Origin of the sequence: Lentzea sp. NPDC051838, from assembly GCF_040681245.1 — a bacterium.
Lineage (GTDB): Bacteria > Actinomycetota > Actinomycetes > Mycobacteriales > Pseudonocardiaceae > Lentzea.
Genome location: NZ_JBFAYI010000004.1, coordinates 422,657 through 448,880 on the forward strand (window position 1 = coordinate 422,657; position 26,224 = coordinate 448,880).

The 26,224-nt window shown below is 69.6% G+C and carries 23 protein-coding genes; 7 read left to right on the top strand and 16 right to left on the bottom strand.

What is annotated here, in order from left to right:
* Position 1: 1 nt before the first annotated feature.
* Entirely contained in the window at positions 2-1,558 is a 1,557-nt protein-coding gene (locus AB0M24_RS13140; protein ID WP_363765418.1) for a cellulase family glycosylhydrolase, read from the bottom strand.
* Between the two features lie 192 nt (positions 1,559-1,750).
* Between AB0M24_RS13140 and AB0M24_RS13145 the strand changes: the two genes are divergently transcribed.
* Together AB0M24_RS13145 and AB0M24_RS13150 are read left to right on the top strand one after the other, a co-directional pair.
* Positions 1,751-3,463 carry a sigma-70 family RNA polymerase sigma factor gene (locus AB0M24_RS13145; protein WP_363765421.1) on the top strand — a complete coding sequence of 571 codons (1,713 nt, stop codon included), beginning with the start codon at positions 1,751-1,753 and terminating at the stop codon, positions 3,461-3,463.
* Between the two features lie 100 nt (positions 3,464-3,563).
* Positions 3,564-5,558, top strand: coding sequence for a beta-galactosidase (locus AB0M24_RS13150; protein ID WP_363765744.1), 1,995 nt, complete (start codon positions 3,564-3,566; stop codon positions 5,556-5,558).
* 3 nt (positions 5,559-5,561) lie between these two features.
* On the opposite strand, the gene AB0M24_RS13155 is transcribed toward AB0M24_RS13150, so the two are convergent.
* From AB0M24_RS13155 to AB0M24_RS13185, 7 genes are all read right to left on the bottom strand, one after another.
* The gene (locus AB0M24_RS13155) at positions 5,562-6,581 is read right to left on the bottom strand and encodes a LacI family DNA-binding transcriptional regulator (protein ID WP_363765424.1); all 1,020 of its coding nucleotides are present in this window, start codon (positions 6,579-6,581) and stop codon (positions 5,562-5,564) included.
* Positions 6,578-7,957, bottom strand: a complete 1,380-nt coding sequence (locus AB0M24_RS13160; protein ID WP_363765427.1) for a GH1 family beta-glucosidase — start codon at positions 7,955-7,957, stop codon at positions 6,578-6,580. The genes AB0M24_RS13155 and AB0M24_RS13160 overlap by 4 nt, the downstream gene beginning before the upstream one ends.
* Before the next feature lie 2 nt (positions 7,958-7,959).
* Positions 7,960-8,772: a carbohydrate ABC transporter permease gene (locus tag AB0M24_RS13165; protein WP_363765430.1), complete on the bottom strand. Its 813-nt coding sequence runs from the start codon at positions 8,770-8,772 to the stop codon at positions 7,960-7,962.
* A complete protein-coding gene (locus AB0M24_RS13170) occupies positions 8,769-9,719 on the bottom strand; it encodes a sugar ABC transporter permease (RefSeq protein ID WP_363765432.1) in 951 nt (316 codons plus the stop codon). Before AB0M24_RS13170 ends, AB0M24_RS13165 begins: the two co-directional genes overlap by 4 nt.
* Entirely contained in the window at positions 9,716-10,942 is a 1,227-nt protein-coding gene (locus tag AB0M24_RS13175) for an ABC transporter substrate-binding protein (protein WP_363765747.1), read from the bottom strand. Before AB0M24_RS13175 ends, AB0M24_RS13170 begins: the two co-directional genes overlap by 4 nt.
* 282 nt (positions 10,943-11,224) lie before the next feature.
* Positions 11,225-12,256 carry a LacI family DNA-binding transcriptional regulator gene (locus AB0M24_RS13180; RefSeq protein ID WP_363765435.1) on the bottom strand — a complete coding sequence of 344 codons (1,032 nt, stop codon included), beginning with the start codon at positions 12,254-12,256 and terminating at the stop codon, positions 11,225-11,227.
* Between the two features lie 217 nt (positions 12,257-12,473).
* The gene (locus AB0M24_RS13185; protein ID WP_363765438.1) at positions 12,474-13,427 is read right to left on the bottom strand and encodes an alpha/beta hydrolase; all 954 of its coding nucleotides are present in this window, start codon (positions 13,425-13,427) and stop codon (positions 12,474-12,476) included.
* Positions 13,428-13,538: 111 nt separating this feature from the next.
* Here AB0M24_RS13185 and AB0M24_RS13190 point away from each other — a divergent pair, with 111 nt between their 5' ends.
* Positions 13,539-14,522, top strand: coding sequence for a helix-turn-helix domain-containing protein (locus tag AB0M24_RS13190; RefSeq protein ID WP_363765441.1), 984 nt, complete (start codon positions 13,539-13,541; stop codon positions 14,520-14,522).
* Here AB0M24_RS13190 and AB0M24_RS13195 read toward each other — a convergent pair.
* From AB0M24_RS13195 to AB0M24_RS13210, 4 genes are read right to left on the bottom strand one after another with little or no spacing between them, the layout of a single operon-like run.
* The gene (locus AB0M24_RS13195) at positions 14,470-15,618 is read right to left on the bottom strand and encodes an FAD-dependent oxidoreductase (protein ID WP_363765444.1); all 1,149 of its coding nucleotides are present in this window, start codon (positions 15,616-15,618) and stop codon (positions 14,470-14,472) included. The two genes, AB0M24_RS13190 and AB0M24_RS13195, sit on opposite strands and share 53 nt — an antisense overlap.
* Positions 15,615-15,809, bottom strand: a complete 195-nt coding sequence (locus AB0M24_RS13200) for a ferredoxin (protein ID WP_363765447.1) — start codon at positions 15,807-15,809, stop codon at positions 15,615-15,617. Before AB0M24_RS13200 ends, AB0M24_RS13195 begins: the two co-directional genes overlap by 4 nt.
* Positions 15,806-16,477, bottom strand: coding sequence for a TetR family transcriptional regulator (locus AB0M24_RS13205; protein ID WP_363765450.1), 672 nt, complete (start codon positions 16,475-16,477; stop codon positions 15,806-15,808). The genes AB0M24_RS13200 and AB0M24_RS13205 overlap by 4 nt, the downstream gene beginning before the upstream one ends.
* Before the next feature lie 5 nt (positions 16,478-16,482).
* Positions 16,483-17,685, bottom strand: a complete 1,203-nt coding sequence (locus AB0M24_RS13210; protein WP_363765453.1) for a cytochrome P450 — start codon at positions 17,683-17,685, stop codon at positions 16,483-16,485.
* Positions 17,686-17,835: 150 nt separating this feature from the next.
* Between AB0M24_RS13210 and AB0M24_RS13215 the strand changes: the two genes are divergently transcribed.
* Positions 17,836-19,140, top strand: a complete 1,305-nt coding sequence (locus AB0M24_RS13215) for an MFS transporter (RefSeq protein WP_363765750.1) — start codon at positions 17,836-17,838, stop codon at positions 19,138-19,140.
* Here the strand turns inward: AB0M24_RS13215 and AB0M24_RS13220 are convergent.
* Positions 19,131-20,435, bottom strand: a complete 1,305-nt coding sequence (locus AB0M24_RS13220) for an MFS transporter (protein ID WP_363765456.1) — start codon at positions 20,433-20,435, stop codon at positions 19,131-19,133. The two genes, AB0M24_RS13215 and AB0M24_RS13220, sit on opposite strands and share 10 nt — an antisense overlap.
* A gap of 75 nt (positions 20,436-20,510) precedes the next feature.
* A complete protein-coding gene (locus AB0M24_RS13225; protein WP_363765459.1) occupies positions 20,511-21,155 on the bottom strand; it encodes a TetR/AcrR family transcriptional regulator in 645 nt (214 codons plus the stop codon).
* A 109-nt stretch (positions 21,156-21,264) separates the two neighbouring features.
* Between AB0M24_RS13225 and AB0M24_RS13230 the strand changes: the two genes are divergently transcribed.
* On the top strand, positions 21,265-22,113 hold the full coding sequence (locus AB0M24_RS13230) for a shikimate dehydrogenase (RefSeq protein WP_363765462.1): 849 nt from the start codon (positions 21,265-21,267) through the stop codon (positions 22,111-22,113).
* On the top strand, positions 22,103-23,875 hold the full coding sequence (locus AB0M24_RS13235; RefSeq protein WP_363765465.1) for a TIM barrel protein: 1,773 nt from the start codon (positions 22,103-22,105) through the stop codon (positions 23,873-23,875). Before AB0M24_RS13230 ends, AB0M24_RS13235 begins: the two co-directional genes overlap by 11 nt.
* 15 nt (positions 23,876-23,890) lie before the next feature.
* On the opposite strand, the gene AB0M24_RS13240 is transcribed toward AB0M24_RS13235, so the two are convergent.
* The gene (locus tag AB0M24_RS13240; protein ID WP_363765468.1) at positions 23,891-24,562 is read right to left on the bottom strand and encodes an AIM24 family protein; all 672 of its coding nucleotides are present in this window, start codon (positions 24,560-24,562) and stop codon (positions 23,891-23,893) included.
* Positions 24,563-24,617: 55 nt separating this feature from the next.
* Here AB0M24_RS13240 and AB0M24_RS13245 point away from each other — a divergent pair, with 55 nt between their 5' ends.
* On the top strand, positions 24,618-25,193 hold the full coding sequence (locus tag AB0M24_RS13245) for a hypothetical protein (protein ID WP_363765471.1): 576 nt from the start codon (positions 24,618-24,620) through the stop codon (positions 25,191-25,193).
* Between the two features lie 37 nt (positions 25,194-25,230).
* Here AB0M24_RS13245 and AB0M24_RS13250 read toward each other — a convergent pair whose 3' ends face one another.
* Entirely contained in the window at positions 25,231-26,178 is a 948-nt protein-coding gene (locus AB0M24_RS13250) for an alpha/beta hydrolase (RefSeq protein WP_363765474.1), read from the bottom strand.
* Positions 26,179-26,224: the final 46 nt, after the last annotated feature.

A 26,224-nucleotide genomic window follows, 5' to 3' on the forward strand; every position in this document is an offset into this window, starting at 1 on the left:
GTCAGGTGGCGCAGACCGCCTGGTTGAGCGCGACCGCCGAGGGGGTGCTCGCGGAGCCGTTGGCGGTGAAGCCGAGCGACACCGCCGTTCCAGCTCCCAGCGACGGGCTGTGCGGCGGCGCCGTCACGGACACCGTGGTGCCGGTCTGGCTGAACGTCCCGTTCCAGCCGTTGGAGAGGGTGACCCCGCTGGGCAGGACGAACGAGACGGTCCACGGGTTGGCAGCGCTCGAACCGGTGTTGGTGACCGTGAGCGAGCCCTGGAAGCCGCCCTGCCAGGAGTTGTCCAGCTTCCAGGCCGACCTGCACGCGTTCGAACCGGTGGTGGTCGTGGTCGGGCCGGGACCACCGCCCGCGGGCGGGATGAGGTAGGGCTGCAGGATGTTCTGCTTCGCCTGGTTGACCGTGGTCCAGTCGTCGCCGACGATGCCGCCCGTGTCACCGGAGTTGGGGTTCCAGGACCAGTAGGTGAACGAGATGCCGTTGACCCCGGTTCCGGTGTAGGCCATGAGCTTCTCCAGCCACACCTTGTCGACGGGGTTGGCGAGCGTGGTGCCGAACTCGCCCATCATCAGCGGCGCGATGTTCTGCTTGGAGAGGTAACCCCAGTACTTGTCCCAGATCCCCGGCATGTTCGCCGGGTAGTCGGGCGCGCTGAACCACGGCTGGTTGTAGACCGAGGTGGCGTACTCGTGCGGTGAGTACACCAGCCGCCCCGGCACGGACAGCCGCACCGGGAACTGGCCCGCCTTCGACAGGTTCCCGCCCCACCAGCCGCAGTCCTCGTCGTTGGACGGGTCGCCGTCCCAGACGTTCGACAGCCCGCCGCTCGGGCAGCTCACGCCCTCGACGAAGATCAGCCAGTTCGGTTGCACGCCGAGGATCGCGTTGCCCGCGCGCTCGGCGGCCAGCCGCCAGTCGCGGGCGGTGTCGCCGCAGCCCCAGCAGGACCCGGTCGCGGCCGGGTTGGTGCCCTCCGCGTGCGGCTCGTTGTGCAGGTCGGCGCCGATGACCGTGGTGTTGCCCGCGTAGCGCTGGGCGAGCATCTTCCAGTCGTTGATCCAGGTGCTCTCCGGGACACCCGCCGTGTACCAGAGTGCGGTCTGGCCGGCGCTCGTCGGCCGGTGCCGGTCGAGGATGACGCGCATCCCCTTCTGGCCCGCGTAACCGATCACCTTGTCGAGGATCTGCAACGGCGACAGGCCCACGAGGTCCGGGTTCGTGTAGTCGTTGATCCCGGTGGCTCTGGCGTCGGGTTTGAGAGCGTCGTTGGAGTACGGGACGCGCAGGGTGTTGTAGCCCAGCAGCGCCATCTGGTCGAGCTGCTGGCGCCACGTGCGACTGGCCCACAGGCCGTGGAAGGTCTTGTTGTCGGTCTCCATGCCGAACCAGTTGAGGCCGGTCAGCCGGACCGTCGCCCCGGTGCTGTCCACGATCTTGTTCCCGCTGGTGTGCAGGTACCCGCTGCCGGTGCCGGCCGCCGTGGCGATGGCGACGATCGTGCTCGTGGCTGTCACCGCCGCGAGCAGCGCGCCGAAAACCTTGTGCCGCCGCTTCATCCGCTCTCCTTTGAGCTCATGAACTGGGAGCGCTCCCAGAATCAGGGGTCGTCCTCGGCGGGGCAAGACGGCGTTCGGAGCAGGTGATCGAACGTCGTCGAATTCGACGACGCGCGGGCGATTTCTGTTATCGGCCCGACGGAACCCCGTCTCCTGTGCAGAGGCAGGATGACGGGCGAGGAGTGAACCGCGTTGAACGACGGACAACCAGGTGCCGCGACGGTGCGAGCGGCGCAGGCGGGTGACCAGCGGGCGTTGGACGAGCTGGTCGCCGGTTACCTGCCGCTCGTCTACAACGTCGTCGGACGGGCGCTGGCCGGGCACGGCGACGTGGACGACGTCGTGCAGGAGACGATGCTGCGGGTCGTGCACGGGCTCGTCTCGCTGCGTGACCCCGAGAGCTTCCGGTCGTGGGTCGTGGCGATCACGATGCGGCAGGTGCGCGACCGCGGCCGCCAGACGGTCCGGGTCGCCGACGCCCTGGACGTGGACGTCGCGGATCCCGGCGCCGACTTCGTCGACCTGACGTTGCTGCGGCTCGAGCTGTCGGGTCAGCGGCGCGAGGTCGCGGAGGCCACCCGGTGGGTCGACGCGGACGACCGCGAGCTGCTCTCGTTGTGGTGGCTGGAGGCGTCCGGCGAGCTGACCAGGGCAGAGCTGGCAGCGGCGATGGGCATCACGACCCAGCACGCCGCCGTGCGCGTCCAACGGGCCAAGGCGACTCTCTCGGCGGCGCGGGCAGTGGTGCGCGTGTTGCGGATGGAGCCGCGTTGTCCTGATCTCGCCACCGTGGTGGGTCCGTGGCGCGGCGAGCCGTCCGCGTTGTGGCGCAAGAGGATCGCTCAGCACACGAGGTCGTGCGCGCGCTGCGAGGTCGTGTGGCAGGACCAGGTGCCCGCGGAACGGCTGCTCGCCGGCCTCGCGTTGGTGCCGGTGCCGGTAGCGCTGCTGCCCGAGTTGCTCGGCGGTTCCGGTGTGGCCCGGTGGTGGAAGGGCCTGCTCTCCAAACCGGTCGCCGCCGCTCTCGCCGCCGTCGCCGCCGTCACGGCGGGCACGGTCGTGTACGCCTCGATCCCGGACGCCCCACCGCAACCGGCCGCACAGACCGCGGAGTTCACGCCCACCACGACCACCACGACCGTCGCACCGACGACGGAAACCCCGTCGTCCGCGACCACCACGACAACAACGCCGCCCAAGACGACTTCCACGGTTGCCGTGCCGGTGGGGCCGAAGTACGGCAGCGTGGTCGACGTCGCGGACGCCGCTCCCGACAGGTCCACTCCGCCGGGGAAACTGCCGGTGCGCCCGGCCAGCGGGGTCAAGGCGGCCGGCGGGCAGTACGACACCCCGCAGAAGGGCTGGATCGGCGGCGACTACGTGATGATGCGCCGCGGCAACCACGTGGTGCTGCGCGGCCAGGGCTACGTCATGGTGCGGTATGAGATCGCCTGGTTCAACCGTCCGGGTGGGATGGTCATGCCGACGTGGGTCGGCCTGAAGGGCAAGCTGTTCCACGTCGCGTCCGGCGGCGGCCACCGCATGGACGACTCGCACGAAGGCGCGCCCGCGAACTACACGTGGATGGGGCAGCCGGTGCCGGGTTCGAGCGGCCCGGCGGCCGGCTACGTCGTGCTGCCGCAGGGAGCGCAGCAGATGTGGCAGAACGAGTTCTTCTACCTCGACGGCGAGGTCACGCTCTACAACAACGAGCGCGGCGCGGACTACAACATCACCGCCACCCCGAAGACGTGGGACGACGTCACCAAGGACATAAGCGGCAAGGGGATCCGCTACGGCCTGGTGCGCGACACCGGCGACGACGGCGCGCCGGTGCCGCAGTACGTCACCAGGGAGACCCCGGCCGACGCCGCGACGGTCCCGCAGCGGTCGGCCGTGAGCTGACGTCCACATTCGACAGTCGATTCGACTCGAACAGCGCGGATCACGTTGCGGCGCCGGGCAGACATCCGATGACCTTGGTGAGCACAGCGAAACCACCGACCTGGACCTGATGGCGGAGGCGGGTTTCACCGTGATCCGGGTCGGCGAGTCGGTGTGGTCGACGTGGGAGCCGGAGAACGGCCGGTTCGACCTCGACTGGCTCCAGCCGGTGCTCGACGGCGCGCACGCACGCGGGATCTCGGTCGTTTTGGGCACACCGACGTACGCGGTGCCGCCGTGGCTCGCGCGGCAGTACCCGGAGATCGCGGCTGTGCGGGCGGATGGCCGCCCGGTCGGGTGGGGCGCGCGCCAGGAGGTCGACTTCACCCACCCCGCCTTCCGCTTCCACGCCGAGCGGGTCACGCGCAAGATCGTCGACCGGTACGCTGGCCACCGCTCGGTGATCGGCTTCCAGGTCGACAACGAGCCGGGCGTGCACCTGATGCACAACCACGGCGTGTTCCAGCGATTCGTCGACCACTTGCGCGCCACGTACGGCGACGTCGAGAACCTCAACCGCGCGTGGGGGCTGGTGTACTGGTCGCACCGGCTGTCGACGTGGGCGGACCTGTGGACGCCGGAGGGCAACGCGCAGCCGCAGTACGACGTCGCGTGGCGGGCGTTCCAGGCGAGGCAGACGACCGAGTTCGTGGCGTGGCAGGCGAACATCGTCCGCGAGTACGCGCGGCCGGAGCAGTTCGTCACGACCTGCCTGCACTACCCGCACGTCGCGCTGGACGACGACGAGCTGACCGACCACGTCGACGTCACCGCGGGCAACCCGTACTACGACATGCAGGACGCGCTCACCCTGCCCGATCCGGACGACCTGGAGCAGGGCTGGAAGACCAGGGGCGTGTGGGCGTTCCACCGCGGTGCCGACCGGATCTACTCCTCGCGCCAGGAACCGTTCCTGGTCACCGAGACCAACGCGGGAAACATCGGAGCGCCGTGGGACAACCGCCCCGCGTACGACGGCCAGTGGCGGCAGGCGGCGTGGGCGCTGGTCGCGCGCGGCGCCCGGATGGTCGAGTACTGGCACTGGCACACGCTGCACTTCGGCGCGGAGACCTACTGGGGTGGCGTGCTGCCGCACAGCGGACAGCCGGGTCGCGCGTACGCCGAACTCTCCCGGCTGGGCGCGGAGTTCGCCGAGGCGGGTGCCGCGGTCGCCGGGATCGTGCCGGACGCCGACGTCGCGATGGTCTACTCGGCGCCGAGCAAGTGGTACATGGAGAAGTACCCGCCGTTGTCCACTTCGGACGGTCAACCGGACGCCGGTGCGTACCAGCGGATCTTCGACGCCTTCTACCGCGGTGCCTTCGAGGCCGGGCTGCAGGTGCGCGTCGTGCACGCCCGCAAGCTCCGCGACCTGAACGAGATCGGGGTGCTGATCGTGCCCGCGTTCTACCTCGTCGACGACGCGACGGCCGACTGGCTCGCGGAGTACGCGCACGCGGGCGGTCACCTGGTCATCGGGCCCCGCACCGCGTACGCCGACCAGGAGGCGAGGGTGCGTCCGGAACGAGCGCCCGCACGGCTCGTCGAAGCGGCGGGCGTCCACTACGACGAGTTCAGCAACCTCTCCCAGGACCTGCGGGTGCGCGTACCGGAAGACAGTCCGCTCGTCCTGCCGGACAACGCCGTCGCCACCAGGTGGGCCGAGGGGTACACCGTTGTCGACGCGGACGTGCTCGCGGAGTACGACCACCACCATTTCGGCCGCTGGCCCGCGGTCACCACCCGGCGCCACGGGCTCGGCCGCGTCACCTGCGTCGGCACGGTGCCGGGCCGCGACCTCGCCGCCGCACTTGCCGCGTGGCTGGTACCCGCGCCGACGTCGGGGTGGCGGAACCTGCCCGCCACCGTCACCGCGTCGACCGGCACGGCACCGGACGGACGCCGCGTCCACGTGGTGCACAATTGGAGCGGGAGCCGTGCCGAGGCCGAGGCCCCGGTCGCGCTCACCGACCTGCTGGACGGCACGGAGATCGCGGCGGGCGGGCCGGTCGAGCTGAAGGAACGGGACGTGCGCGTGTTCGTGCAACGACCTTGACGGTCAAGCACTCACCCGGCGCACCAACGATGTCGGCAGCAGCACGGACGCCGGCAGCTTCTCCTCACCCGCGAGCTCGGCGAGCAGCCGCCACGTCAGCGTGCGGCCGAACTGCTCCAGGTCCTGCCGCACGGTGGTGAGCGGAGGCACGGCGGTCGACGCGAGCACCGAGTCGTCGAACCCGACGACCGCCACGTCGTGAGGGATCCGGTAACCGCGTGCCTGCAGAACGCGCAGGGCTCCCAACGCCATGATGTCCGCCGCCACGAACACGGCGTCGAGATCGGGTGCCCTGCGCAACAGCTCCTCCATCGCCCCGGCGCCGGACTCCGGGGTGAAGTCGCTGTGCACCACCAGATCCACGGACCTGCCGTGCTCCGCGAGCCCACATCGCCAGCCGCTGAGCCGGTCCATGCCGACGGCCATGTCCCGCGGGCCGGCGATCGTGGCGATCTTGCGCCGGTCGAGCGAGACCAGCAGGCGCACCGCCTCCAGCGCGCCGGTGAAGTTGTCCGAGTCGACGAACGGGACGGCGCCGCCCGCGAGCGGACGGCCGCCCACCACGATGGGCAGCCCCGTCTCGTGCAGCGTGCGGGGCAACGGGTCCTCGCCGTGCAGGCTCACCACGAGCGCGCCGTCGACGTGGCCGCCGGTGAGGTAGGCGACCTGGTCCTGGCCGTCCGCCGGCTGGTTCATCATCAGCAGGAGCTGGACGTGCTGCCCGGCGAGCTCGGCGTGCACCCCGCGCAGGACTCCGGCGAAGAACGGGTCGGCGAGCACCCTGCTGCCCTGCTCGGAGATCACGAGCGCGATCGCGTTGGCCTTGCTGCCCGCGAGGGTGCGGGCGGCGTGGTTCGGGCTGTACCCGAGCAACGCGATCGCGCGGTGCACCGCCTGGCGCGATCGTTCGCTGACGTACTTCTCGCCGTTGATCACCCTGGAGACGGTGGACTTCGACACCCCGGCCACCCGCGCGACCTCCTCGATGCGGGGGCCGGGGTGCCGGCTCCTGCCGTCCGTCATGAGACGGCGACCAGCGCGTTGTCACGCGCCACCCTGCTGAACCACCTCGCACTCATCTTGGGAGTGCGGATCTGCGTGGCGTAGTCCACGTGGACGATGCCGAACCGCTTCGCGTACCCCTCCGCCCACTCGAAGTTGTCCAGCAGCGACCAGCAGAAGTAACCGCGCAGATCGACTCCCGCCCTGATCGCCGTGTGCGCGGCGCGCAGGTGGGAGGCGATGTAGCCGGTGCGGTCCACGTCGTCGATCGCACCGCTGCCGGAGAAGTCGTCGCGGAACGCGGCGCCGTTCTCCGTGATGTAGAGCGGAATCCGCGGGTAGTCGTGGTGCAGCCGCAGCAGCACCGCGGTGAGCCCGTCCGGCCTGACCTCCCAGTCCATGTCGGTGCGCGGGGCGTCACGTCGCGGGAACGACGCGTGCTGGACACCGATCCACGGCGACGGTGCGGCTTCGCTGCCGTTGGGGGAGGAGCTGACGTAGTGCTCGGTGTAGTAGTTGACGCCCAGCATGTCCATCGGCGCCGAGATGACCCCGAGGTCGCCCTCGACGATGTGCTCGCCGAACCCGAACGGCTCCAGGTCGGCGAGGATGTCGGCGGGGTACTCACCGCGCAGCAACGGGTCCAGGAAGATCCGCTGCTGCAGGCCGTCGAGCCTGCGCGCGACGTCCAGGTCGGCCGGGTTGCCGGGGTCGACCGGGATGATCGGGTACATGTTGAGCGTGATGCCGACCTTGGCGTCCGGCGCGGCGGAGCGGATGACATCGTTGGCGAGACCGTGTGCGAGCAGCAGGTGGTGCACCGCGGCGGCGGCAGCGGCCGGCTCGGTGCGTCCCGGCGCGTGAATGCCCGCCGCGTACCCGAGGAACGCCGAGCACCACGGCTCGTTCAACGTCGTCCAGGTGCCGACCCGGTCGCCGAGGGCCTCGACGGTGGCGGTGGCGTAGTCGGCGAACCGGAACGCGGTGTCGCGTTCGGTCCAGCCACCCGCCTCCTCGAGCTTCTGCGGCAGGTCCCAGTGGTAGAGCGTCGGCCAGGGCACGATGTCATGCGCCAGCAACGTGTCCACGAGCCGGCGGTAGAAGTCGAGACCCGCCTGGTTCACCTTGCCGCCGTCCGGCCGCACGCGCGGCCAGGCGATCGAGAACCGGTACGCCTTGAGCCCGAGCTCCTTCATCAGCGCGACGTCCTGCTCGAAGCGCCGGTAGTGGTCGGCGCCGGGTTCGCCGGTGTCGCCGCCGACCACCTTGCCGGGCACGCGGCAGAACGCGTCCCAGATGGAGTCGGTGCGGCCGTCCACGCCGGTCGCACCCTCCACCTGGAACGCGGCCGTGGCCGCACCCCACAGAAAACCCTGCGGGAAAACAATGTTCTCCATTTTCACCCCTTGACCGCACCCTGCATGACGCCCGCGACGATCTGCCGTCCGAGCACGAGAAAGACGAGGAGAACCGGAATCGTCGCGAGAGTCGTTCCGGCGAGCACGAGCGAGTAGTCGACGTAGTAGCCGCTCTGCAGCTTCTCCAGTGCGACCTGGATCGTCGGGTTGTCGGCGTTCAGCACGATCAGCGGCCACAGGAAGTCGTTCCAGGACTGCATGAACGTGAACACGCCGAGCATCGCGGCGGCTGGGCGGGCGGCCGGCAGTGCGACGTGCCAGAACGTCCGCCAGAGGCTGCAGCCGTCCATGCGCGCCGCCTCGACCAGCTCGTCGGGGATGGCGTCGACCAGGTACTGCCGCATCCAGAACACTCCGAAGGCGGTGACGAGGTTCGGCACGATCACGGCCTCGAGCTCGCCGGCCCAGCCGAACTCGGCCATCGCCATGTACAGCGGGATGATCCCGAGCTGGGTCGGCACGGCGAGTGTCGCCACCACGAACAGGAACAGCACGCCGCTGCCCCGGAACCGCAGCTTGGCGAACGCGAACCCGGCCAGTGCGGACAGCAGCACGACCGACAGCGTCACGGTGCCGGACACGAGCACGCTGTTGCCCAGCGCCTTCCAGAACGGGATCGTGTCGAACACGCGCGCCGCGTTGGAGAGGAAGTTCCCGCCGGGAACCAGCGTGAAGTCTCCGGTCAGCAGCTCGTTGCCCCGGCTGGCGACCAGGTACGAGTAGTACAGCGGGAAAGCCGAGCCGAGGATGAACGCGGCCAGCACTCCGTAGACCACAAAGGACGGACGTCTCATCGCACGGCCCTCCTCGTGAGCCAGAAGTTCAGCCCCGCGACCGCGATGATGATCATGAACAGCGTCCACGCGATCGCGGACGCGTAGCCGAGGTCGAAGTGCTGGAACGCCGACTGGTACAGGTAGAGCACGACCGTCTGGTACTGGTGCTCCGCGCCGCCACCGCTGCCGCCGGCCGGCTCGAACAGCTTCGGCTCGGTGAAGATCTGCAACCCGCCGATCGTCGACGTGACGATCACGAACACGATCGTGGGCTTGAGCATCGGCAGCGTGATGCTGAAGAACCGCCGGACCGGTCCGGCGCCGTCGACCACGGCGGCCTCGGTCACCTCGCGCGGGATCGCCAGCATCGCGGCCAGCACGATCAACGCGTTGTAGCCGGTCCACCGCCAGTTCACCATCGAGGCGATGGCGACGTGGCTGCCGAACGTGTTGGCCTGCCAGTCGATCCGAGGCAGGCCGATGGTCGTCAGCACGTCGTTGACGAGCCCGTACTGCGGCCCGAACAGGGAGCCGAAGATGATCGCCAACGCCACCAGCGAGGCGACGTAGGGCAGCAGCACACCCATCCGCCACGCCGTGCGCCCCCGCAGGTTCGCGGCGAGCAACGCGGCGAGCAGCACCGCGACGATCACCTGCGGGACGCTCGAGAGCAGGAAGATGCTGAAGGTGTTGAACAACGCGTTCCAGAACTGGCCGTCGGTGAACAACGTCGAGTAGTTGTCCAGGCCGATGAACGTGCGCTCGTCCGCGCCCAGCTCCCAGTCGAACAGCGACACGTACGCGGTGTACAGCAACGGGAACAGCCCGACCGCGGCGAAGAGCACGAAGAACGGCGCGACGAACAGGTACGGAGAGACCTTCGTGTCCAGAGAGGACAGACGGTACCGCGGGCGGGGGTCCTCCTCCACCCGCCCGCGGTCCGGCCGGGTGAGCACGGCCGTCACTTGGCTACCTTCTGCGTCTCCGCGATCGCGGTCTTCCAGGCCTCGTCGGTGTTCTTGCCCTGCTCGACCGACAGCAGCGCCGGGCTGAACACGGTGTCCTGGATCTGCCCGTCGGTCGGGCCCTTGTACTGCGCCCGCGCGACCTTCTTGGCCCGTTCGGCGAACAGCGCGCCGGCCTTGATGTCACCGAAGTACGCGTTCGTCGAGTCCAGCAGGGCCGGGTCGGTGAGCGCGGCGACCTGGCTCGGGAACGTGCCCTTCGCCTTGAACGCCTTGATCTGCTGCTCCGGCGCGGTCAGCCAGGCGGCGACCTCCGCGGCCTTCTTGGCGTTCTTGCCCTGCTTCGGCACGGTCAGGTAGGAACCACCCCAGTTGCCGCCACCGTTCGGGAACGCGTCGGCGACCGCCCACTTGCCCTTGTTCTCCGGGCCTGCCTGCTTCTCGATCACGCCGAGCATCCAGGACGGGCAGGTCTTCGTGGCGAAGGCGTCGGTCTTGAACCCGGCCTCCCACTCCTTGCTCCACGCGGCCAGCTTCGCCGACTGTCCCTTCGCGACAGCGCCGGTGACGGCCGTCCAGTCGCTCTTGATCGCCGGGTTGGTCTCGACGACGAGCTTGTCGGACTTGTCGAAGTAGCCGACCTCGTGCTGGTTGTGCATGGCGTTGAAGACTTGGGCGGCACTGTCGAACCACGCGACCCCGCCGGACTTCGCGATGAACTGGTCACCGGTGGCGAAGTAGCTGTCCCAGGTGGCGAACAACGCCTTCACGCCCTCGGGGTCCGACGGCAGGCCTGCCTTGTCGAAGAGGTCCTTGCGGTAGCACATGGCGAGCGGGCCGATGTCCGTGCCGTAGCCGATGATCTTGCCGTCCTTGACCACCGCGTCGTACTTCCACGGCAGCCACCGGCCGTCGACCTGCGGCCCGATCTCCTTGAGATCGTTGAACTGGCTCGACTTCGACATGACCTGGCTGAGGTAGCCCTCCTCGATCGCCTCGATGTCGGCGAGCCCGGAGCCCGCGGCCATCTTCGTGAAGAGGTTCTTGTGGTGCGGCTCGGCCTGCCCCGTCTTGCGCTGGGTGAGCTTCACGTCCGGGTGCGCTGCCTCGTACTCCTTGAGCAGGTCCTCGTACCCGAACTCGTTGAACGTCGCGATGGTCAGCTCGGTCTTGCCGTCCTGCGCCGCTCCACCGGACGAACAGGCGGTGGCGGCGGTCAACAGGAGAAGCACGCTGACCCAACTGCGGTGGCGCACGGGAGAACTCCCTCGGTCTCGGCGGGCGGGGTCTGGGAGCGCTCCCAGATGCGGTGGAGTGTCGCCCTGGCTTCGAATGTGTGTCAAGCCACACTCCGGGCGGGAGCAGGCGGTTTCGGGGTGCGCGAGTGGTGTGACCTCGTCGTTCTGGGGTCAGGTCACAGTTGGGACAAACTGGGAGCGTTCCCGGACGCGTGACGTGCGGGTTAACAGTGCGTACTTCATCCGGCACGCACAGCGCTGGTACGGCTAGGCGCTTGCCCTGCGCACCAAGGAAGTCGGCAGCAGCAACGACGGCGGCAGGCCGTCCTCGCCCGCGAGCTCGCCCAGCAGCCGCCAGGTCATCGTGCGACCGAGCTGTTCGACGTCCTGCCGGACCGTCGTGAGCGGGGGAGTGGCCGTCGAGGCGAGCAGCGAGTCGTCGAACCCGACGACCGCCACGTCCTGCGGCACCCGCCTGCCGCGGGCGTGCAGCACCTGCAGGGCGCCGAGAGCGATGATGTCCGCGGCCACGAAGACGCCGTCGAGGTCGGGCGCGCGGTCGAGCAGCTCGGTCATCGCGCGGGCGCCGCTCTCCGGCGTGAAGTCGGCCTCCGCCACGAGGTTCGCGGCCAGCTTCGCCTCGCCGAGACCTCGCCGCCAGCCGCCCAGCCGGTCGAGTCCGGCCGCCATGTCCTTCGGCCCGGCGATGGTGGCGATCTTGTTGCGCCCCAACGACACCAGGTGGCGTGCGGCGTCCAGGCCACCGGTGAAGTTGTCCGAGTCGACGAACGGGACTGTCGCGTTGCTCAGCGGCCGCCCGCCCACGACCACGGGCAGCCCGGCTTCGTGCAGCCTGGCCGGCAACGGGTCGTCCCCGTGCAGGCTGATCAGCAGCGCACCCTCGACGTGCCCGCCCGAGAGGTAGCTGACGAGGTCGTCGTGATCCTCCGGGCGGCTGAGCATCAGCAACAGCTGCATGTGCCGCCCGGTGAGCTCCGCGTGCACCCCGCGCAGCACTCCGGCGAGGAACGGGTCGCCGAGCACGTGGCTGCCGTGTTCGGAGACGACGAGCGCGATGGCGTTGGCCCTGCTGCCCGCCAGCGAGCGCGCGGCGTGGTTCGGGCTGTACCGCAGGCGCGCGATCACGTCCTGCACGGCGGAGCGGGCCTTCGCGCTCACGTACTGCTCGCCGTTGATCACCCGGGAGACCGTCGACTTGGACACCCCGGCCAGTCGCGCGACCTCCTCGATGCGCGGGCCAGGTCGTCGCTGCCGGTCGATCTCCGTCATGCCGGTCATCGTATGGAGCGGCCGTGAGAGCGCGTCCCCGGCACGCCGCTGTACCGGGGACGCGGTGCCGGCCGGCGCTTCGCCGGTCGTGGGATCGGTGCGGGACGCCTGGGCGCGCAGTACGTTCCGCACCGAAGTCGAGTTCTGGGAGCGCTCCCAGAACTCGACTGTAACGGTCCCGAAACCGTACGGACAGAGGTGTTCGACGATTCGACGCGGCGGGTTGTCAGCCGGTGATCCGCAACCCGCGCCGCAACGCGTCCACCTCGTCGGCGAACATCCTGCGCGTGATGGCAGCGCTCTCGACGAACGCGGAACCGTGGAACGTGGCGGGGTAGAGGCGGAGCTCGGTCGGCACGCCCGCGTGTGCGAGCCGGCGGGCGTACTCGATGCCCTCGTCCCTCAGCGGGTCGTACTGGCACGTCGTCACGAACGCGGGCGGCAGGCCGGAGAGGTCCGTGGCGCGGGCAGGTGCCGCGTACGGCGAGACGTCGCCGGCCGGTTCGGCGCCGAGGTAGCTGGCCCAGCTGTAGATCGCGTTGGGGCGGTTCCACAGCGGGGTGTCGACGTAGTCCCGCATCGAGTCCGTGTCGAGGCGGTCGTCGAGCTCGGGGATGCCGAGGTACTGGAAGCAGATCTCCGGCCCCTGACGGTCGCGCGCCAGCAGGACCGTGCCCGCGGTGAGCCCGCCACCCGCGCTCTCGCCGCCGACACCGATGCGCGCGGGGTCGATGCCGAGCTCGTCCGCCTTGGCCGCCACCCACTTCAGGACGGCGTAGCAGTCCTCGACCGGAGCCGGGAACGGGTGCTCGGGCGCGAGCCGGTAGTCCACCGACACGACCACCACGCCGAGCTCGTCGACCAGCCGCAGCACGTGCGGGTGGAACATGTCCAGGTCGCCGAGGACGAATCCGCCGCCGTGGATGTAGACCAGGCCCGGCACGGTGTTCGTGAGTCCGGCGGGGGCGTAGATGCGCACCGGCACGTCGGGGGCGTCGGACGGACCGGGTACCGAGGTGTCGCGCACCTCGATCGGGTTCGTCGGCTCGTAGGCGGGCATGAGTTCGCTCAGCTGGGACCGCTGAGCGCGCGCGGCCACTAGGGCGTCGTAGTCCAGCAGTGTCACTCCCGGCAGCATGTCGAGCCAGGGGAGGAGTTCGGGGTCGATGGCGTAGCTCATGAACTCAGATCCTCGGCTCGGGGTGGCCGGCTCGGCAGCCGACACGTGGCGGGCGATCAGGGCACCGGGCACGCCAGGTGGCGGGTCCGTTTCCAGGGCTATGGTGACGGGATGAGAGGCCTGCTGCTGAGGTTGTCCGGGCTGGACGCCGACGCCGAGAACGCGGTGCGGGTGATCGGGTTCTTCGATCGCCTGATCACCGAGCGCGCGGGCCTCGACGCTCTGGTGCGCAGCACGTCCGAGCTCGCCGGATGCCCGGTCGGGCTGCACGCGCCGGGGCAGGGGCTGGCGTTGCGGGCCGACGCCGGTGGTGCCGTCACGGCTGGACCGGTACCCGCGAAGGCCGTCGTGCGGGCGCTCGAGGGCGGGGTCGAGGTGTGGGTGGCGCGCGACGGGAAGCCCGCGCCGCTCGACGACATGCTGCTGGAACGGTTCGCGATCGCCGCGGCCGTGTTGCTGGACCACTCCAGCGTGCCGTTGCCCGAGCTGGGCGATCCGGCGCTGATCGAGCTGGTGCTCTCCGAACGCGTTGGCACCGCGGAACGTTCCCGGGCGCTTCATCTGCTCGGCATCGCTGCCACGGCGCCGATGCGGGTCCTGGCGGCCACCGGCGAGGTCGCGGGACGGTCCGTGCAGCTGGGGAACGTGCGCGCGGTGCTCGCCACCGATGTTCCGGAAACAGCCGGACGGATGGGCGTGGGGCCGTTGCTACCCGCGATCGACGCGGCCAGGTCGTGGCAGGCTGCGCGTACCGCACTGCGGTACACATCGGACGGTGAACCCGTTGTGCGGTGGGAGAAACTGGGCAGCCTGGCGCTGCTCGCCGAGCAGCTCGACACGTCGGACATCGCCGCGCTGCCCGATGTGAAGGCGCTGGACAAGGCCGATGCCGACCTGATCACCGCGCTGGAGGCGTTGTGCGCGACCGGCTCCGTGCGCCAGGCCGCGGCCGCGTTGCACCGGCACCACAGCACGCTGACGGTGCGGCTCGCCAGGGCCGAGTCGATGCTCGGGTTCGAGCTCGACTCGGCGTCCGGACGGTTCAGGCTGCACCTGGCGTTGATGCTGCGACGCCTGCGGGACAACGAAGACTGATCTCGGCGCGGTGCTGACGCGCCTGCTTGGGCATGTTCCAGCCGAGCACGCCGGTGACGGCGCCGTCGCGGTGGTAGCGAACGACGAATCGTCCCTCGGACGCGCTGCCCTCCACCACGGTCGCGTCCGGCGAGACGAACCCGTGGACGTGGATCTTCGCCGAGAACTGGTCGGTCCAGAAGTACGGAACCGGCAGGAACGCCTCGTCCGCGCCCAGGATGTTCGCGGCGACGGCGATGCCCTGCTCGGTCGCGTTGGTGCGGTTCTCCAGGCGCACCATGCGTCCCAGCGTCTCGTGGTGCCAGCGGGCCACGTCGCCGCACGCGTAGATGCCCTCGGCGGCCCGCAGCCGCGAGTCGCACACGATGCCGTTGCCGAGCGTGAGTCCGCTGTCCTGCAACCAGTCCGTGGCCGGCGCGGAGCCGAACGCCACCACGACCACGTCCGCGGGCAGCACCTCGCCGGTCTCCAGCAGCACACCGTCCTCGGACACCTCGGTCACCGCCGCGCCGAGCCGCAACGAGACGCCCTGCGCCGCGTGCAGCGAGGCGAGTTCCGAAGCCACGCGCGGCCCGAGTTGCAGAGCCATCGGTGCGGACTGCGGACCCGCCAGAGTCACCGCCACGCCCATCCGACGAGCCGTGGCCGCGATTTCCGCACCGAGCACGCCGTCACCGACCACGACCGCGTTCGTACAACCCAGCAAGCGCTTCCGCAACGTCAGCGCGTCGTCGACAGTGCGCAGTGTGGGCTGACCGGCCAGGGTGAGCGGGCGAAGACCCGTCGCCAGCACGATGTTGTCGGCCTTCAAGATCCGTCCGGACGCGGTGTGCACGGCCCGCTCCGGCACGTCGAGGTGCACGGCCGGATCGCCGAGCACGAGCGTGGCGTCCAGCGCGGACAACGCCTCTGCCGACCGGAGCCGAGCCCTCGCGGGCTCCCAGTCGCCGGACAGGACCTGTTTGGACAGTGGCGGCCGGTCGTACGGCAGATGCGACTCAGCACCGACAAGGGTCAACGGACCGGTGTAACCCTTGCGGCGCAACGCCTCGGCACAGGCAAGCCCGGCAGCGGACGCGCCGACGATCACGGTCATTCGCTGACCTCGATGGCGGAGGCCGGACACACACTCGCGGCCTCGCGAACCAGCGAGTGCAGTTCCTCGGACGGCGCTTCGTCCAGCAGCACGACGATGCCGTCCTCGTCGCGCTGGTCGAACACGTCAGGGGCGAGCAGCACGCACGTTCCGGCGCCGCAGCACTTGTCCTGGTCAACGGTGATCTTCACGTTCGAGAGTCCTTCTCAGAGGTGACCGGCGCCAGCCAGAGGCCGACGAGAGCGTCGACGAGGCCGGTCGCGGCGTCGTGCCAGCTGGCGCGGGGAGTCGGGGTGTGGTCGGCGAGGGCGCGCTCGCGTTCGGCGATCATGTGCACGAGCAGCTGCCGTGCCATGTCGTGCCGTTCGGCGCGCACCTCGTCGGGGAGGTCGGGCAGGCACGCGTTCATACCCGCGAGGATCCGCACGAGCGACGGCGACGACTGCGTCTCCTCGACGATGATTGAGCGCAGCGTCGGGTCGGTCATGACCTGGGCCCCGAAGCGGGCGAACCAGGTAGGGCTGGTGGCGTTCGCGAGGTGTTCGGTGACCGGCCGGACCAGGCACGAGAGCCAGGACCGGACGTCTCCGGGATCCTCGACGGCCGCGACCAGGCGCTGGCGGATCTCCTCGATCTGCGCCAGGTGCTTGCGGGCGATGGCGCGCACGAGGTCAGCCTTGGTGCCGAAGTGGTAGCCGACGGCCGTGTTGTTGCCCTGCCCGGCGGCCTCGCTGACCTGCCGGTTCGAGACGGCCAACACCCCGTGCTCGGCGAACAGGCGCTCGGCCGCGGTGAGAATCAGCTCACGGGTGGCGTGCGCCCGCTCCGCCCGTGACGGGTTGTCGTCGACCTTGTTCATTCAGCTCACCATCGCACCGGTAGTTCCACGAGCCCGCCCACGACGAGCCCCTCGACCCGGCGTAGATCTTGCACCGGAACCGCCAGGTCCAGCGACGGGAGCTTGCTCAACAGCACTTCGAGCACCACCTGGAGCTCGGTCCTGGCGAGTGGCTGACCCAGGCAGGCGTGGGCTCCGGCGCCGAAAGCGAGGTGCTGGTTGGGGCTGCGACGCAGGTCCATCGAGGACGCGTTCTCGAACGTCTCCTCGTCCCGGTTCGCCGCCGCCATGCTGCACATCGCGGTGGTGCCGCGCGGCAGGAGCGTGCCGCCGATCTCCACGTCCTCGGTCAGATAGCGCGCCATGCCGACACCCGCGTTGGCGTCCAGCCGGAGCGCTTCCTCCACTGCGGTGCGCACCAGCGACGGGTCGGCCAGGAGTGCTTCCCAGCGGCTGCGGTCCTCCAGCAGCATCGCGACCATCTTCGTGATCATGTTCGCGGTCGTCTCGTGGCCCGCGATCAGCAACCCGATGCCGGTGGCGATCAGCGTCCGGTCGGACATCGGCTCCGGGTCGGTGACCAGCGCGCTGAGCAGGTCCTCGCCCGGGTTCTCCCGCTTGGCCGCGACGTGTCCCGCCATGTACCGGCCGAACTCCTGCTCGGCCGCCTTCATCTCGGCCTCGCTGAAGCGGGTCATGCTGAGCATCGTGTCCGACCAGTGCGAGAACTGGTCGCGGTCGTGGTCCGGCACGCCGAGCATGTCGCAGATGACCCAGACGGGCAGCGGAAAACCGAGGGACGCCTTGAGATCCGCGGGCGCGCCCTTGAGCACCATCTCGTCGATCAGCTGCTCGGCCATCGCGGCGATCCCCGGCCGCAGCGCGTTCATCCGCTTGGCCGTGAACCACTTGCCGATGCCGCGCCGCCACGTCAGGTGCGCCTCGCCGGACTGCGGGATCACCTCGGCCATCTCGCTGTTGAAGATGCCGCCGTCCTCGCTGTCGGCGATGCGGGCGGCGTCGTCGTGCGGAGTCGGCCTGGTGAAGCGCGGGTCGGACAGGATCTGCTTCACGTCCGCGTGCCTGGTGAGCAGCGCGGCCTGGTCTCCGCTCGCGAGTTTCACGTGTGCCACTGGGCATTTCGACCGCAGCTCAGCCCACTCGGCAGGGGGTTCGAGAGCCGCGTCCGACTCGAAGGGGAAACGCGGCAGATCGTCTACTTCGGACATCGAAGACTTCCTTCGTGGTGGTGGGTGTCTCCTTTTCCACCATGCCGACAGGGTTCATTTAAGTCAACTGACTGACTTAGACTGGGGCACGTGCTCCTAGAAGAGACGCGTCCGGCGACGCGCCCGAACGTGGTCGTGGCCGTGCTCGCGATGGGCGGCATCGTCGTGTCGCTGATGCAGACGCTGGTGATCCCGCTCCTGCCGAGATTTCCGCAGCTCCTGGGCTCGTCACCGGGCGACACGACGTGGGTGATCACCTCGACGCTGCTGGCCAGCGCGGTCGCGACACCCGTCGTGGGCAGGCTCGGCGACATGTACGGCAAGCGCCGCATGCTGCTCGTCAGCCTGATGATGCTGATCGGCGGCTCGGTGGTCGCCGCGCTCAGCTACTCGCTGGTGCCGATGATCGTCGGCCGCGTGATCCAGGGGCTGGCGGTCGGCGTGATCCCGCTCGGCATCAGCATCATGCGCGACGAACTGCCGGTCGAACGCCTCGCCTCGGCAACGGCGCTGATGAGCGCTTCGCTGGGCGTCGGCGGCGCGCTGGGTCTGCCCGCGGCGGCGTTCCTGGCCGAGCAGAGCGACTGGCACAACCTGTTCTGGACGTCGGCGGCGGCAGGTGTGATCGTCCTCGTCGCGGTGCTGGTCGTGGTGCCCGAGTCGCCTGTTCGCAGCGGTGGCCGGTTCGACTTCCTCGGCGCCGTCGGGCTTTCCGTCGCATTGGTGTGTCTGCTGCTCGGCGTGTCCAAGGCGTCGACGTGGAGTGCCGGGACGACCACGGGTCTGTTCGGCGGGGCGGCGGTGGTGCTCGCGGTGTGGGGCTGGTGGGAGCTGCGGTCGCGCGAGCCGCTCGTCGACCTGCGCACCACGGCCCGTCGTCAGGTGCTGCTGACCAACATCGCCTCAGCGGTGTTCGCGTTCTCGATGTTCGCGCAGTCGTTGGTGCTGCCGCAGATCCTGCAGCTGCCGGCGTCGACCGGCCACGGCCTCGGGCAGTCGTTGCTCGTGACGGGCCTCGTGCTGGTGCCGTCCGGGCTGGTGATGATGGCGACGGCGCCGGTGTCCGCGCGGATCACGACGGCGCGCGGACCTCGCGTCACGCTGATGCTGGGCACGGTCGTCGTCGCTTTGGGTTATGGCGCGGGCATTTTCCTGATGACCGCGGTGTGGCACCTGGTCGTGGTGTCGGCGGTGATCGGCGCGGGCATCGGCCTGGCCTATGGCGCGATGCCGGCTCTGATCATGTCGTCCGTGCCGACGTCGGAAACCGCTGCGGCCAACAGCCTCAACACGTTGATGCGCGCGATCGGCACGTCGACCTCCAGCGCGGTGGCGGGTGTCGTGCTCACGCAGGCGACGATCCCGTTCAGCTTCAAGCTCATCATGGCCCTGGGTGCCGCGACCGCGCTGCTCGCGTGCGTGGTCGCGGCGTTCATCCCGAGGCGTCAGGCCTGAACCGTGGCGGGAACCCGCGTTTCCCTTGCTGGAAGCCCGAGTTCCGCGGTCGGGCGCCGGAACGTCTCGCGCCCGGTCGCGATCGCCGCCGCGCTCAGCGCGCACACCGCGGCGGTGAAGATCGCGACGCCCACCCAGCCGTCCCGGCCGGAGCCGATCGCGGACACCACGCTGGGCGCGAGGCCCGCGATCGCGAACCCGAACTGGGTGCCGATCGCCATGCCGGACAACCGGACCTCCGTGCTGAACATCTCGCCGTACAGCGACGGCCAGATCCCGTTGATCCCGGAGTAGACGACCCCGAACATCAGGATGCCGAACACGAACACCAGCGGGAGCGAGCCGATCGAGATCGACCACAGGTACGGGAAGATCAGGATCGCGCACCCGACGCAGCCGGCGATGAACACGGGCTTGCGACCGATCCGGTCGGAAAGCCCTGCCAGCAACGGGATCGCGGCGAGCGCGACCACGTTCGCGAGCACACCCACCCACAGCATCGACGTGCGCGGCAGGCCGATGGTGTTGACCGCGTAGCTCAGCGCGTAGACGGTGAAGATGGTGCTGACCGACGCGATGGTGGCCGCGACGACGACCCGCAGGACGTCCCGCCAGTGGGAGCGGAACAGCACGGCGACCGGGAGCTTGGCCACCTTCGTGCGCTTGAACTCGGCCGTCTCGTCGATCTTGCGCCGGATGACGAGACCGACGACGACCACGAGCGCGCTGCACCAGAACGGCACCCGCCAGCCCCACGACAGCAGGTCGTCCTGGGGGAGTGCGGCGACGGGCAGGAAGATCGCGGTCGCCAGGATCTGCCCTGCCTGGGTGCCGCTCAGGGTGAAGCTGGTGAAGTAGCCGCGCCGATCTTCCGGCGCGTGTTCCAGCGACATCGAGTTCGCGCCTGCCTGCTCGCCCGACGCGGAAAGTCCTTGCAGCAGGCGGAGAACGACGAGCAGCACCGGCGCGAGGACACCGACCGAGGCGTAGGTCGGCAGGCAGCCCACGGCGAACGTCGTCACGCCCATCAGCAACAGCGTGAACACCAGGACTTTCTTGCGTCCGAAGCGGTCGCCGACGTGCCCGAGCACGAAGGCGCCGACCGGGCGGGCGAGGTAGCCCACGCCGAACGTGGCGAGCGCGAGCAGGGTTCCGGTCGCGGGTGAGGTCGCGGGGAAGAAGACCTTGTTGAACACCAGTGCCGCGGCCGTGCCGTAGATGAAGAAGTCGTAGTACTCCAGGGCGCTGCCGATCCAGGCCGCCAGCGCGGTCTTGCGGGCCATCGATGTGGTCACGGCGTACTCCGATGTACGTTCTAGTTAGTTAATTAACGCTCGGACACGCGACCCCGTCGTGTCAAGGGTTGGTTTCTAGCTCGTCAAGTAGTCGATCACCAGGTCGCTCAGCATGCGCCGGTGGTGTTCGCGTCGCGCCGGGTCGAGCATGTCCCGTCCGAAGATCGCGGCGAACGTGTGCCGGTTCGCGAGCCTGAACACGCAGAACGAGCTGATCACCTGGTGGATGTCGAGTGCGTCCACGTCAGCGCGGAAGCGTCCGGACTCGCGGCCGCGGTCGAGCGCGCGGGTGAGTCCGTCGAGCGCGGGGTTCGCGAGGCCGGCCAGGATCTCGGAGCGCGCGATGTGCTTGGCGTGGTGGATGTTCTCGATGCTGACCAGCCGGATGAAGTCCGGGTTCGCCTCGTGGTGGTCGAAGGTGACCTCGGCGAGCCTGCGGATCGCGACCTCGGGGTCGAGGTGCTCGACGTCGACCGAGGCCTCCAGCGCGCGGATCGCGGAGTAGGCGCGTTCCAGCACGGCGATGTAGAGCTGCTCCTTGCCGCCGAAGTAGTAGTAGATCATCCGCTTCGTGGTGCTGGTGCGCTCGGCGATCTCGTCCACGCGCGCGCCGGTGTAGCCCTTGTCGGCGAACTCCCGGGTGGCCACGTCCAGGATGTCCGCGCGGGTGCGGTCCTTGTCCCGCTGGCGCTCGGCCTCGGACGACGACGGTGCGGCCACCAGGTACCCCTTCGATCAACGGCTGACCAGTCAACTCTAGTGGAGTACTTCCTGCGGCCGGGTGCGTGCGCTACGGTGAACTCACTAGTTCGTACATTACGGAGGCCGAGTGTCCAGCTACCTGATCGGGCTCGTCGGATCCGGCATCGGTCCGTCGCTGAGCCCGGCGCTGCACGAACGCGAGGCGGACCGGCTCGGGCTGCGCTACGTCTACCGCCTGCTCGACCTCGACGTTCTCCGCCTGCCACCGGGTGAGGTGCTGGCGGCGGCGCGGACCGCGGGGTTCGACGGCCTGAACATCACCCATCCCGCCAAGCAGGCGATCCTGCCGCACCTGGACGAGCTCGACCCCGAGGCGGCCGCGCTGGGCGCCGTCAACACCGTGGTCCTGAGGAACGGCAAGGCGATCGGGCACAACACCGACGCGACCGGGTTCGCCCACAGCCTGAGCCGCGGCCTGCCGGACGTCGCGATGGAGGAGGTCGTCCTGCTGGGTGCGGGTGGCGCGGGCGCGGCCGTGGGTCACGCACTGCTGTCGCTCGGCACCGCGCGGCTCGGTGTCCACGACGTCGACCCGGCCCGCGCCGCAGCGCTGGTGGAGGCTTTGCGGCGCCGGTTCGGTGCGGAGCGGGCTGGAACGTGCGAGCCGAGCGCCGTCCGCACGGCCGACGGTCTGGTCCACGCGACCCCCACCGGCATGGCCGCGCATCCGGGGCTGCCGATCGACGAGTCGTTGCTGCGTGAGGATCTCTGGGTCGCCGACATCGTCTACCGGCCCCTGGAAACGGCGCTGCTGGCCGCGGCACGGGCGCGGGGCTGCCGCGTGCTGCACGGCGGCGGCATGGTCGTCCTGCAGGCCGCCGAGTCCATGCGGCTGTTCACCGGCGTCCAGCCCGACGCGGCGCGGATGCTCGCCCACTTCGAGGAGATGGAAGGGGAACCCGCCCATGCGGCCTGACCCGCGCACCGGCATCGCCACCGTCTGCCTGTCCGGCACGCTCGAGGACAAGCTCACCGCGGCGGCGAACGCGGGCTTCGACGGCGTCGAGCTGTTCGAGAACGACCTGCTCGCCGCACGTCCCGGACCCGCCGAGATCCGCAAGCGGTGCGCCGACCTCGGCCTGAGCATCGACCTCTACCAGCCGTTCCGCGACTTCGAGGCCGTGCCGCCGGACGTGCTCGCCGCCAACCTGCGCCGCGCCGAACGCAAGTTCGACGTCATGGCCGACCTGGGCGTCGACACGATCCTCGTGTGCTCCTCGGTGTCACCCGACGCCATCGACGACGACGATCTCGCGGCCGAGCAGCTGCACCTGCTCGCCTCGCGGGCGGCCGAACGCGGCCTGCGGATCGCCTACGAGGCCCTGGCCTGGGGTCGATACGTCAACGGGTACGAGCACGCGTGGCGGATCGTGCGCCGCGCCGCGCACCCGTCGCTCGGCGTGTGCCTCGACAGCTTCCACATCCTGTCCAAAGGGGACGATCCGCGGGCGATCCGCGCGATCCCCGGCGAGAAGATCTTCTTCCTGCAGCTGGCGGACGCGCCGACGTTGCCGATGGACGTGCTGCAGTGGAGCCGCCACCACCGGCTCTTCCCCGGCCAGGGCGACTTCGACCTGACCGCGTTCACCGGTCACGTCCTCGCCGCCGGCTACTCCGGACCGCTGTCGCTGGAGGTGTTCAACGACGTCTTCCGCCAGTCCGACCCGCAGCGGGCCGCGGTGGACGCGATGCGGTCACTGCTGGCGTTGAAGGACTCCTTGGGACTGCTGGACGTTCCGGCCGCGCCCGCCCCGACGGGCTACGCGTTCGCCGAAATGGTCGGCGAGTCCGGCCTGGCCTCGCTGGGGTTCACGAGGGCGGGCGTGCACCGGTCGAAGCCGGTGGAGCTGTGGACCCAGGGCGAGGCGCGGGTGCTGGTGAACGGGTCGGGCGAACCCGGCACCATCGGCGCGTTCGGCATCACGGTGTCGGACCCCGCTGCGGCCGGGCTGCGTGCGCAGAGCCTGCTCGCTCCCGCGTTGTCGCGCACAGCCGGTCCGGGTGAGGCACCGCTGACCGCGATCGCCGCACCGGACGGAACCCAGATCTTCTTCTGCTCCGGCGACGACTGGATCACCGACTTCACCCCGACCGGCGAGGCGGCGCCGTCGGCCGGCCTCACCGGCATCGACCACGTCTCCCTGACCCAGCCGTTCGACAACTTCGACGAGGCCACCCTCTTCTACCGGTCGGTGCTCGGCCTCGAACCGGGTGCCACGACGGAGTTCGCGGCACCGCACGGCCTGGTGCGCGGCCGAGGTGTCAGCGGAGGCATCCGGTTGTCGCTGGACTCCGCCCTGGTGCGCCGCGGCGAGTGGGCGCCCGCCGTGCGGGAACCGCAGCACATCGCCTTCTCGTGCACGGACGCGGTGGCCAGTGCGCAGGCGTTGCGGTCGTTGGGCGCGCGGGTGCTGGAGATCCCCGCCAACTACTACGACGACCTCGCCGCTCGCACCGGCCTGCCCGCCGAACGGATCAGGGCGTTGCGCGAACTCTCCGTGCTCTACGACCGCGACGAGCACGGAGAGTTCCTGCACTTCTACACCGAGCTGGCCGGTGCTCGGGTGTTCTTCGAGGTGGTGCAACGGATCGGGGACTACCGCGGCTTCGGCGTGGTCAACGCCCCGGTGCGGATGGCCGCGCACCACGACGCGAGGCGGTGTGCGACCGCGCGCTGAGACGATCCCCAGGCGTCACTGGGCAGTCGGGATCGGGTGCCCTTCCGACGCCTGCACGACGACGATGCCCTGACCCGTCAGCGCGAGCTGGTACGCCTCACCGGAACCACGCCCGATGACGGCACCGAGCTTGGCCGTCTTGCGGATCGAGGACTTCAAGGAGGTGGACCACAGCACGGCGGACTGCATGTCGACGAACGTCGGCACGTCGACGTTCAGCACGACCGGCGTCCCGTAAGCCGTGACGGCCAGCGCACCCGTACCCGTGAACGTGGTGTTGAACAGGCCGCCGCTGAGCATCGACGCGCCTTCGGTGCGGTTGATGTCCCACTTGAGCGTGCTGTCGAAGGCGAGCACGTTCTTGCCGTTGACGGTGACGCCCTCGTCCTCGAGGTAGAGCACGAAGATCTCGTCGGCGTCCTGGGCGAGGAACACGTCGCCGCTGCCCGACACCTTCATCAGCGACATGCCTTCGCCGGTGAAGGCCTTCTTGAACAGCTTGCCGATGCCGCCGGCGCCCTCGTAGGCGAAGTCGACATCGCCCTGGTAGGCGACCATCGACCCCTGCTTGGCGAAGAAGTGCCCGCCGCTGCCGGTGAGGTCCACCTTCAGCATGCGGTCGTTCTGCAGCTGGAAACTGCCGGGCTCGACGGACCGTTCCTGGTGGTTGAACAGTGAGCTGCGCATGCGCAGATGATGCAGGTGATCACCGGCACGCGCCGCCGCGGGGTAGAACAGAACGGTGACGACGCTGTCGCTCGCCTACGCGGATTTGGTGCACGACCTCCCAAGACCGCTGACACCCGATCTGGTCGGCCAGGCCCTCCTGGACGCGGCGGCCGACCACTACCGGCGCGAGTGGGCAGACTCCTGCCTGGTGGAGTTCACGATGCAGACGGCCACCTACCTCTACGACACCGCCGGGGCCGACAGCAGCCGGGCGGAACGCACCGTGGCCGCGTGGGCGGTCACACCTCACGACATCGCCTCGCGAGACGTCTCCTACCAACGCGGGTTTCCGCTGCCGCCATCACCCGATGGCACTCCCACCGATCGGGGACATCTGATCCCGCACCTCTCGGGAGGTGAGTTCGGGCCGAACATCTTTCCCCAGCACCGCCCGCTCAACCGCGGCTGGTCGGTGCAGGGCAAGAGGTTCCGGGCTCTTGAACGCGAGGCGAGCGCGGCGTGCACGTTCTACTTCGGCCATCTGCTCTACGAGGATGAAAGCGACTTTCCCGCGTCGATCGAGACTGGCGTGCTCCGCGGCAGCACCCTGCACGTGGAGTGCTTCCGCAACCGCCCGCCGTTCGGCTGATCGCGCGCCGCCACCGCGACGCGCGATCCGGCCTCTCCTAGCCGAAGAACTGCGCGAGCTCACGAGCGACGGCGTCAGGCTGTTCCTCCGAGAGCCAGTGCCCGGAACCCTCGACCATGACGGCCTTGCCGTCGACCGCGACCTTCGGCAGCGCCGCCACCATGTCCTGGTACGAGAACATGGACGCGAGCCCCAGCACCGGCGGCGTCAGCTTCGCGTAGGTCTTGCCGTCGGCGATGTCCTGGTGGAACGACTGGTACCAGCCGTTGCCCGCCCTGATCGCGTCCGGCGAGTTGTAGGCCCGCGCGTAGATCTGGCGCGAGCGCTCGTCGATCGCGGCCGGGTTGGCCGCGGTGTTCGAGAAGAGGTAGTCGAGCAGGTAGCGGAACCGCCCGGTGAGCAACTGTTCCGGCAGCGTCTGCACCTGGTTGAACGCGAACCACCACAGGCTGAAACCGCCGGGCGGCGGCAGCAGCGGGATCTGGTAGTAGCCCTCGTCGGGGTGCAGCACGTCCATCAGCGCCACCTTGCGGGTGGCGGAAGGGAAGTTGGCCGCGAAGCTGAACGCGACCTGGCTGCCGATGTCGTGCCCGGCGATGTTGACGCTCGAGTACCCGAGCTTGCGCACGAGCTCGTGGACGTCGGCCGCCATCGTCTTCTTGTCGTAGCCGGCCAAAGGTTTCGACGACCCGCCCATGCCGCGCAGGTCCACCACGATCACGCGGAACTTCGTGGCCAGCGCGGGCATGATCTTGTGGTACTCCCACCACGTCTGCGGCCAGCCCGGCAGCAGCACCAGAGGCTCGCCGCGCCCACCGGAAACGTAGTGCAGGCGCACCCCGTTGACCTGGGCGTAGTTGTGCTTGAAGCCAGGCAGGTCCGCTTCGTGGTCGGTGCCGGCGGACGCGACCCCGGTGCCCGCCGCACCCATCGCCGCGATGCCCGCCCCCAACGCGAACATGCTGCGTCTGTTCAACTCAGACATTCTCGGTGCCCCCATTCAGCCCGGCGCTCGCCGAGCGCCGGTGCAG

Bases quoted from the DNA above. Each gene is read 5' to 3' on its own strand.
- AB0M24_RS13235 (WP_363765465.1), top strand. From the start codon at position 22,103: ATGCGGCCTGACCCGCGCACCGGCATCGCCACCGTCTGCCTGTCCGGC.
- AB0M24_RS13250 (WP_363765474.1), bottom strand. From the start codon at position 26,178: ATGTCTGAGTTGAACAGACGCAGCATGTTCGCGTTGGGGGCGGGCATC.
- AB0M24_RS13210 (WP_363765453.1), bottom strand. From the start codon at position 17,685: ATGTCCGAAGTAGACGATCTGCCGCGTTTCCCCTTCGAGTCGGACGCG.
- AB0M24_RS13240 (WP_363765468.1), bottom strand. From the start codon at position 24,562: ATGCGCAGCTCACTGTTCAACCACCAGGAACGGTCCGTCGAGCCCGGC.
- AB0M24_RS13215 (WP_363765750.1), top strand. From the start codon at position 17,836: ATGGGCGGCATCGTCGTGTCGCTGATGCAGACGCTGGTGATCCCGCTC.
- AB0M24_RS13165 (WP_363765430.1), bottom strand. From the start codon at position 8,772: ATGAGACGTCCGTCCTTTGTGGTCTACGGAGTGCTGGCCGCGTTCATC.
- AB0M24_RS13195 (WP_363765444.1), bottom strand. From the start codon at position 15,618: ATGACCGTGATCGTCGGCGCGTCCGCTGCCGGGCTTGCCTGTGCCGAG.
- AB0M24_RS13180 (WP_363765435.1), bottom strand. From the start codon at position 12,256: ATGACCGGCATGACGGAGATCGACCGGCAGCGACGACCTGGCCCGCGC.
- AB0M24_RS13205 (WP_363765450.1), bottom strand. From the start codon at position 16,477: ATGAACAAGGTCGACGACAACCCGTCACGGGCGGAGCGGGCGCACGCC.
- AB0M24_RS13185 (WP_363765438.1), bottom strand. From the start codon at position 13,427: ATGAGCTACGCCATCGACCCCGAACTCCTCCCCTGGCTCGACATGCTG.
- AB0M24_RS13140 (WP_363765418.1), bottom strand. From the start codon at position 1,558: ATGAAGCGGCGGCACAAGGTTTTCGGCGCGCTGCTCGCGGCGGTGACA.
- AB0M24_RS13190 (WP_363765441.1), top strand. From the start codon at position 13,539: ATGAGAGGCCTGCTGCTGAGGTTGTCCGGGCTGGACGCCGACGCCGAG.
- AB0M24_RS13155 (WP_363765424.1), bottom strand. From the start codon at position 6,581: ATGACGGACGGCAGGAGCCGGCACCCCGGCCCCCGCATCGAGGAGGTC.
- AB0M24_RS13160 (WP_363765427.1), bottom strand. From the start codon at position 7,957: ATGGAGAACATTGTTTTCCCGCAGGGTTTTCTGTGGGGTGCGGCCACG.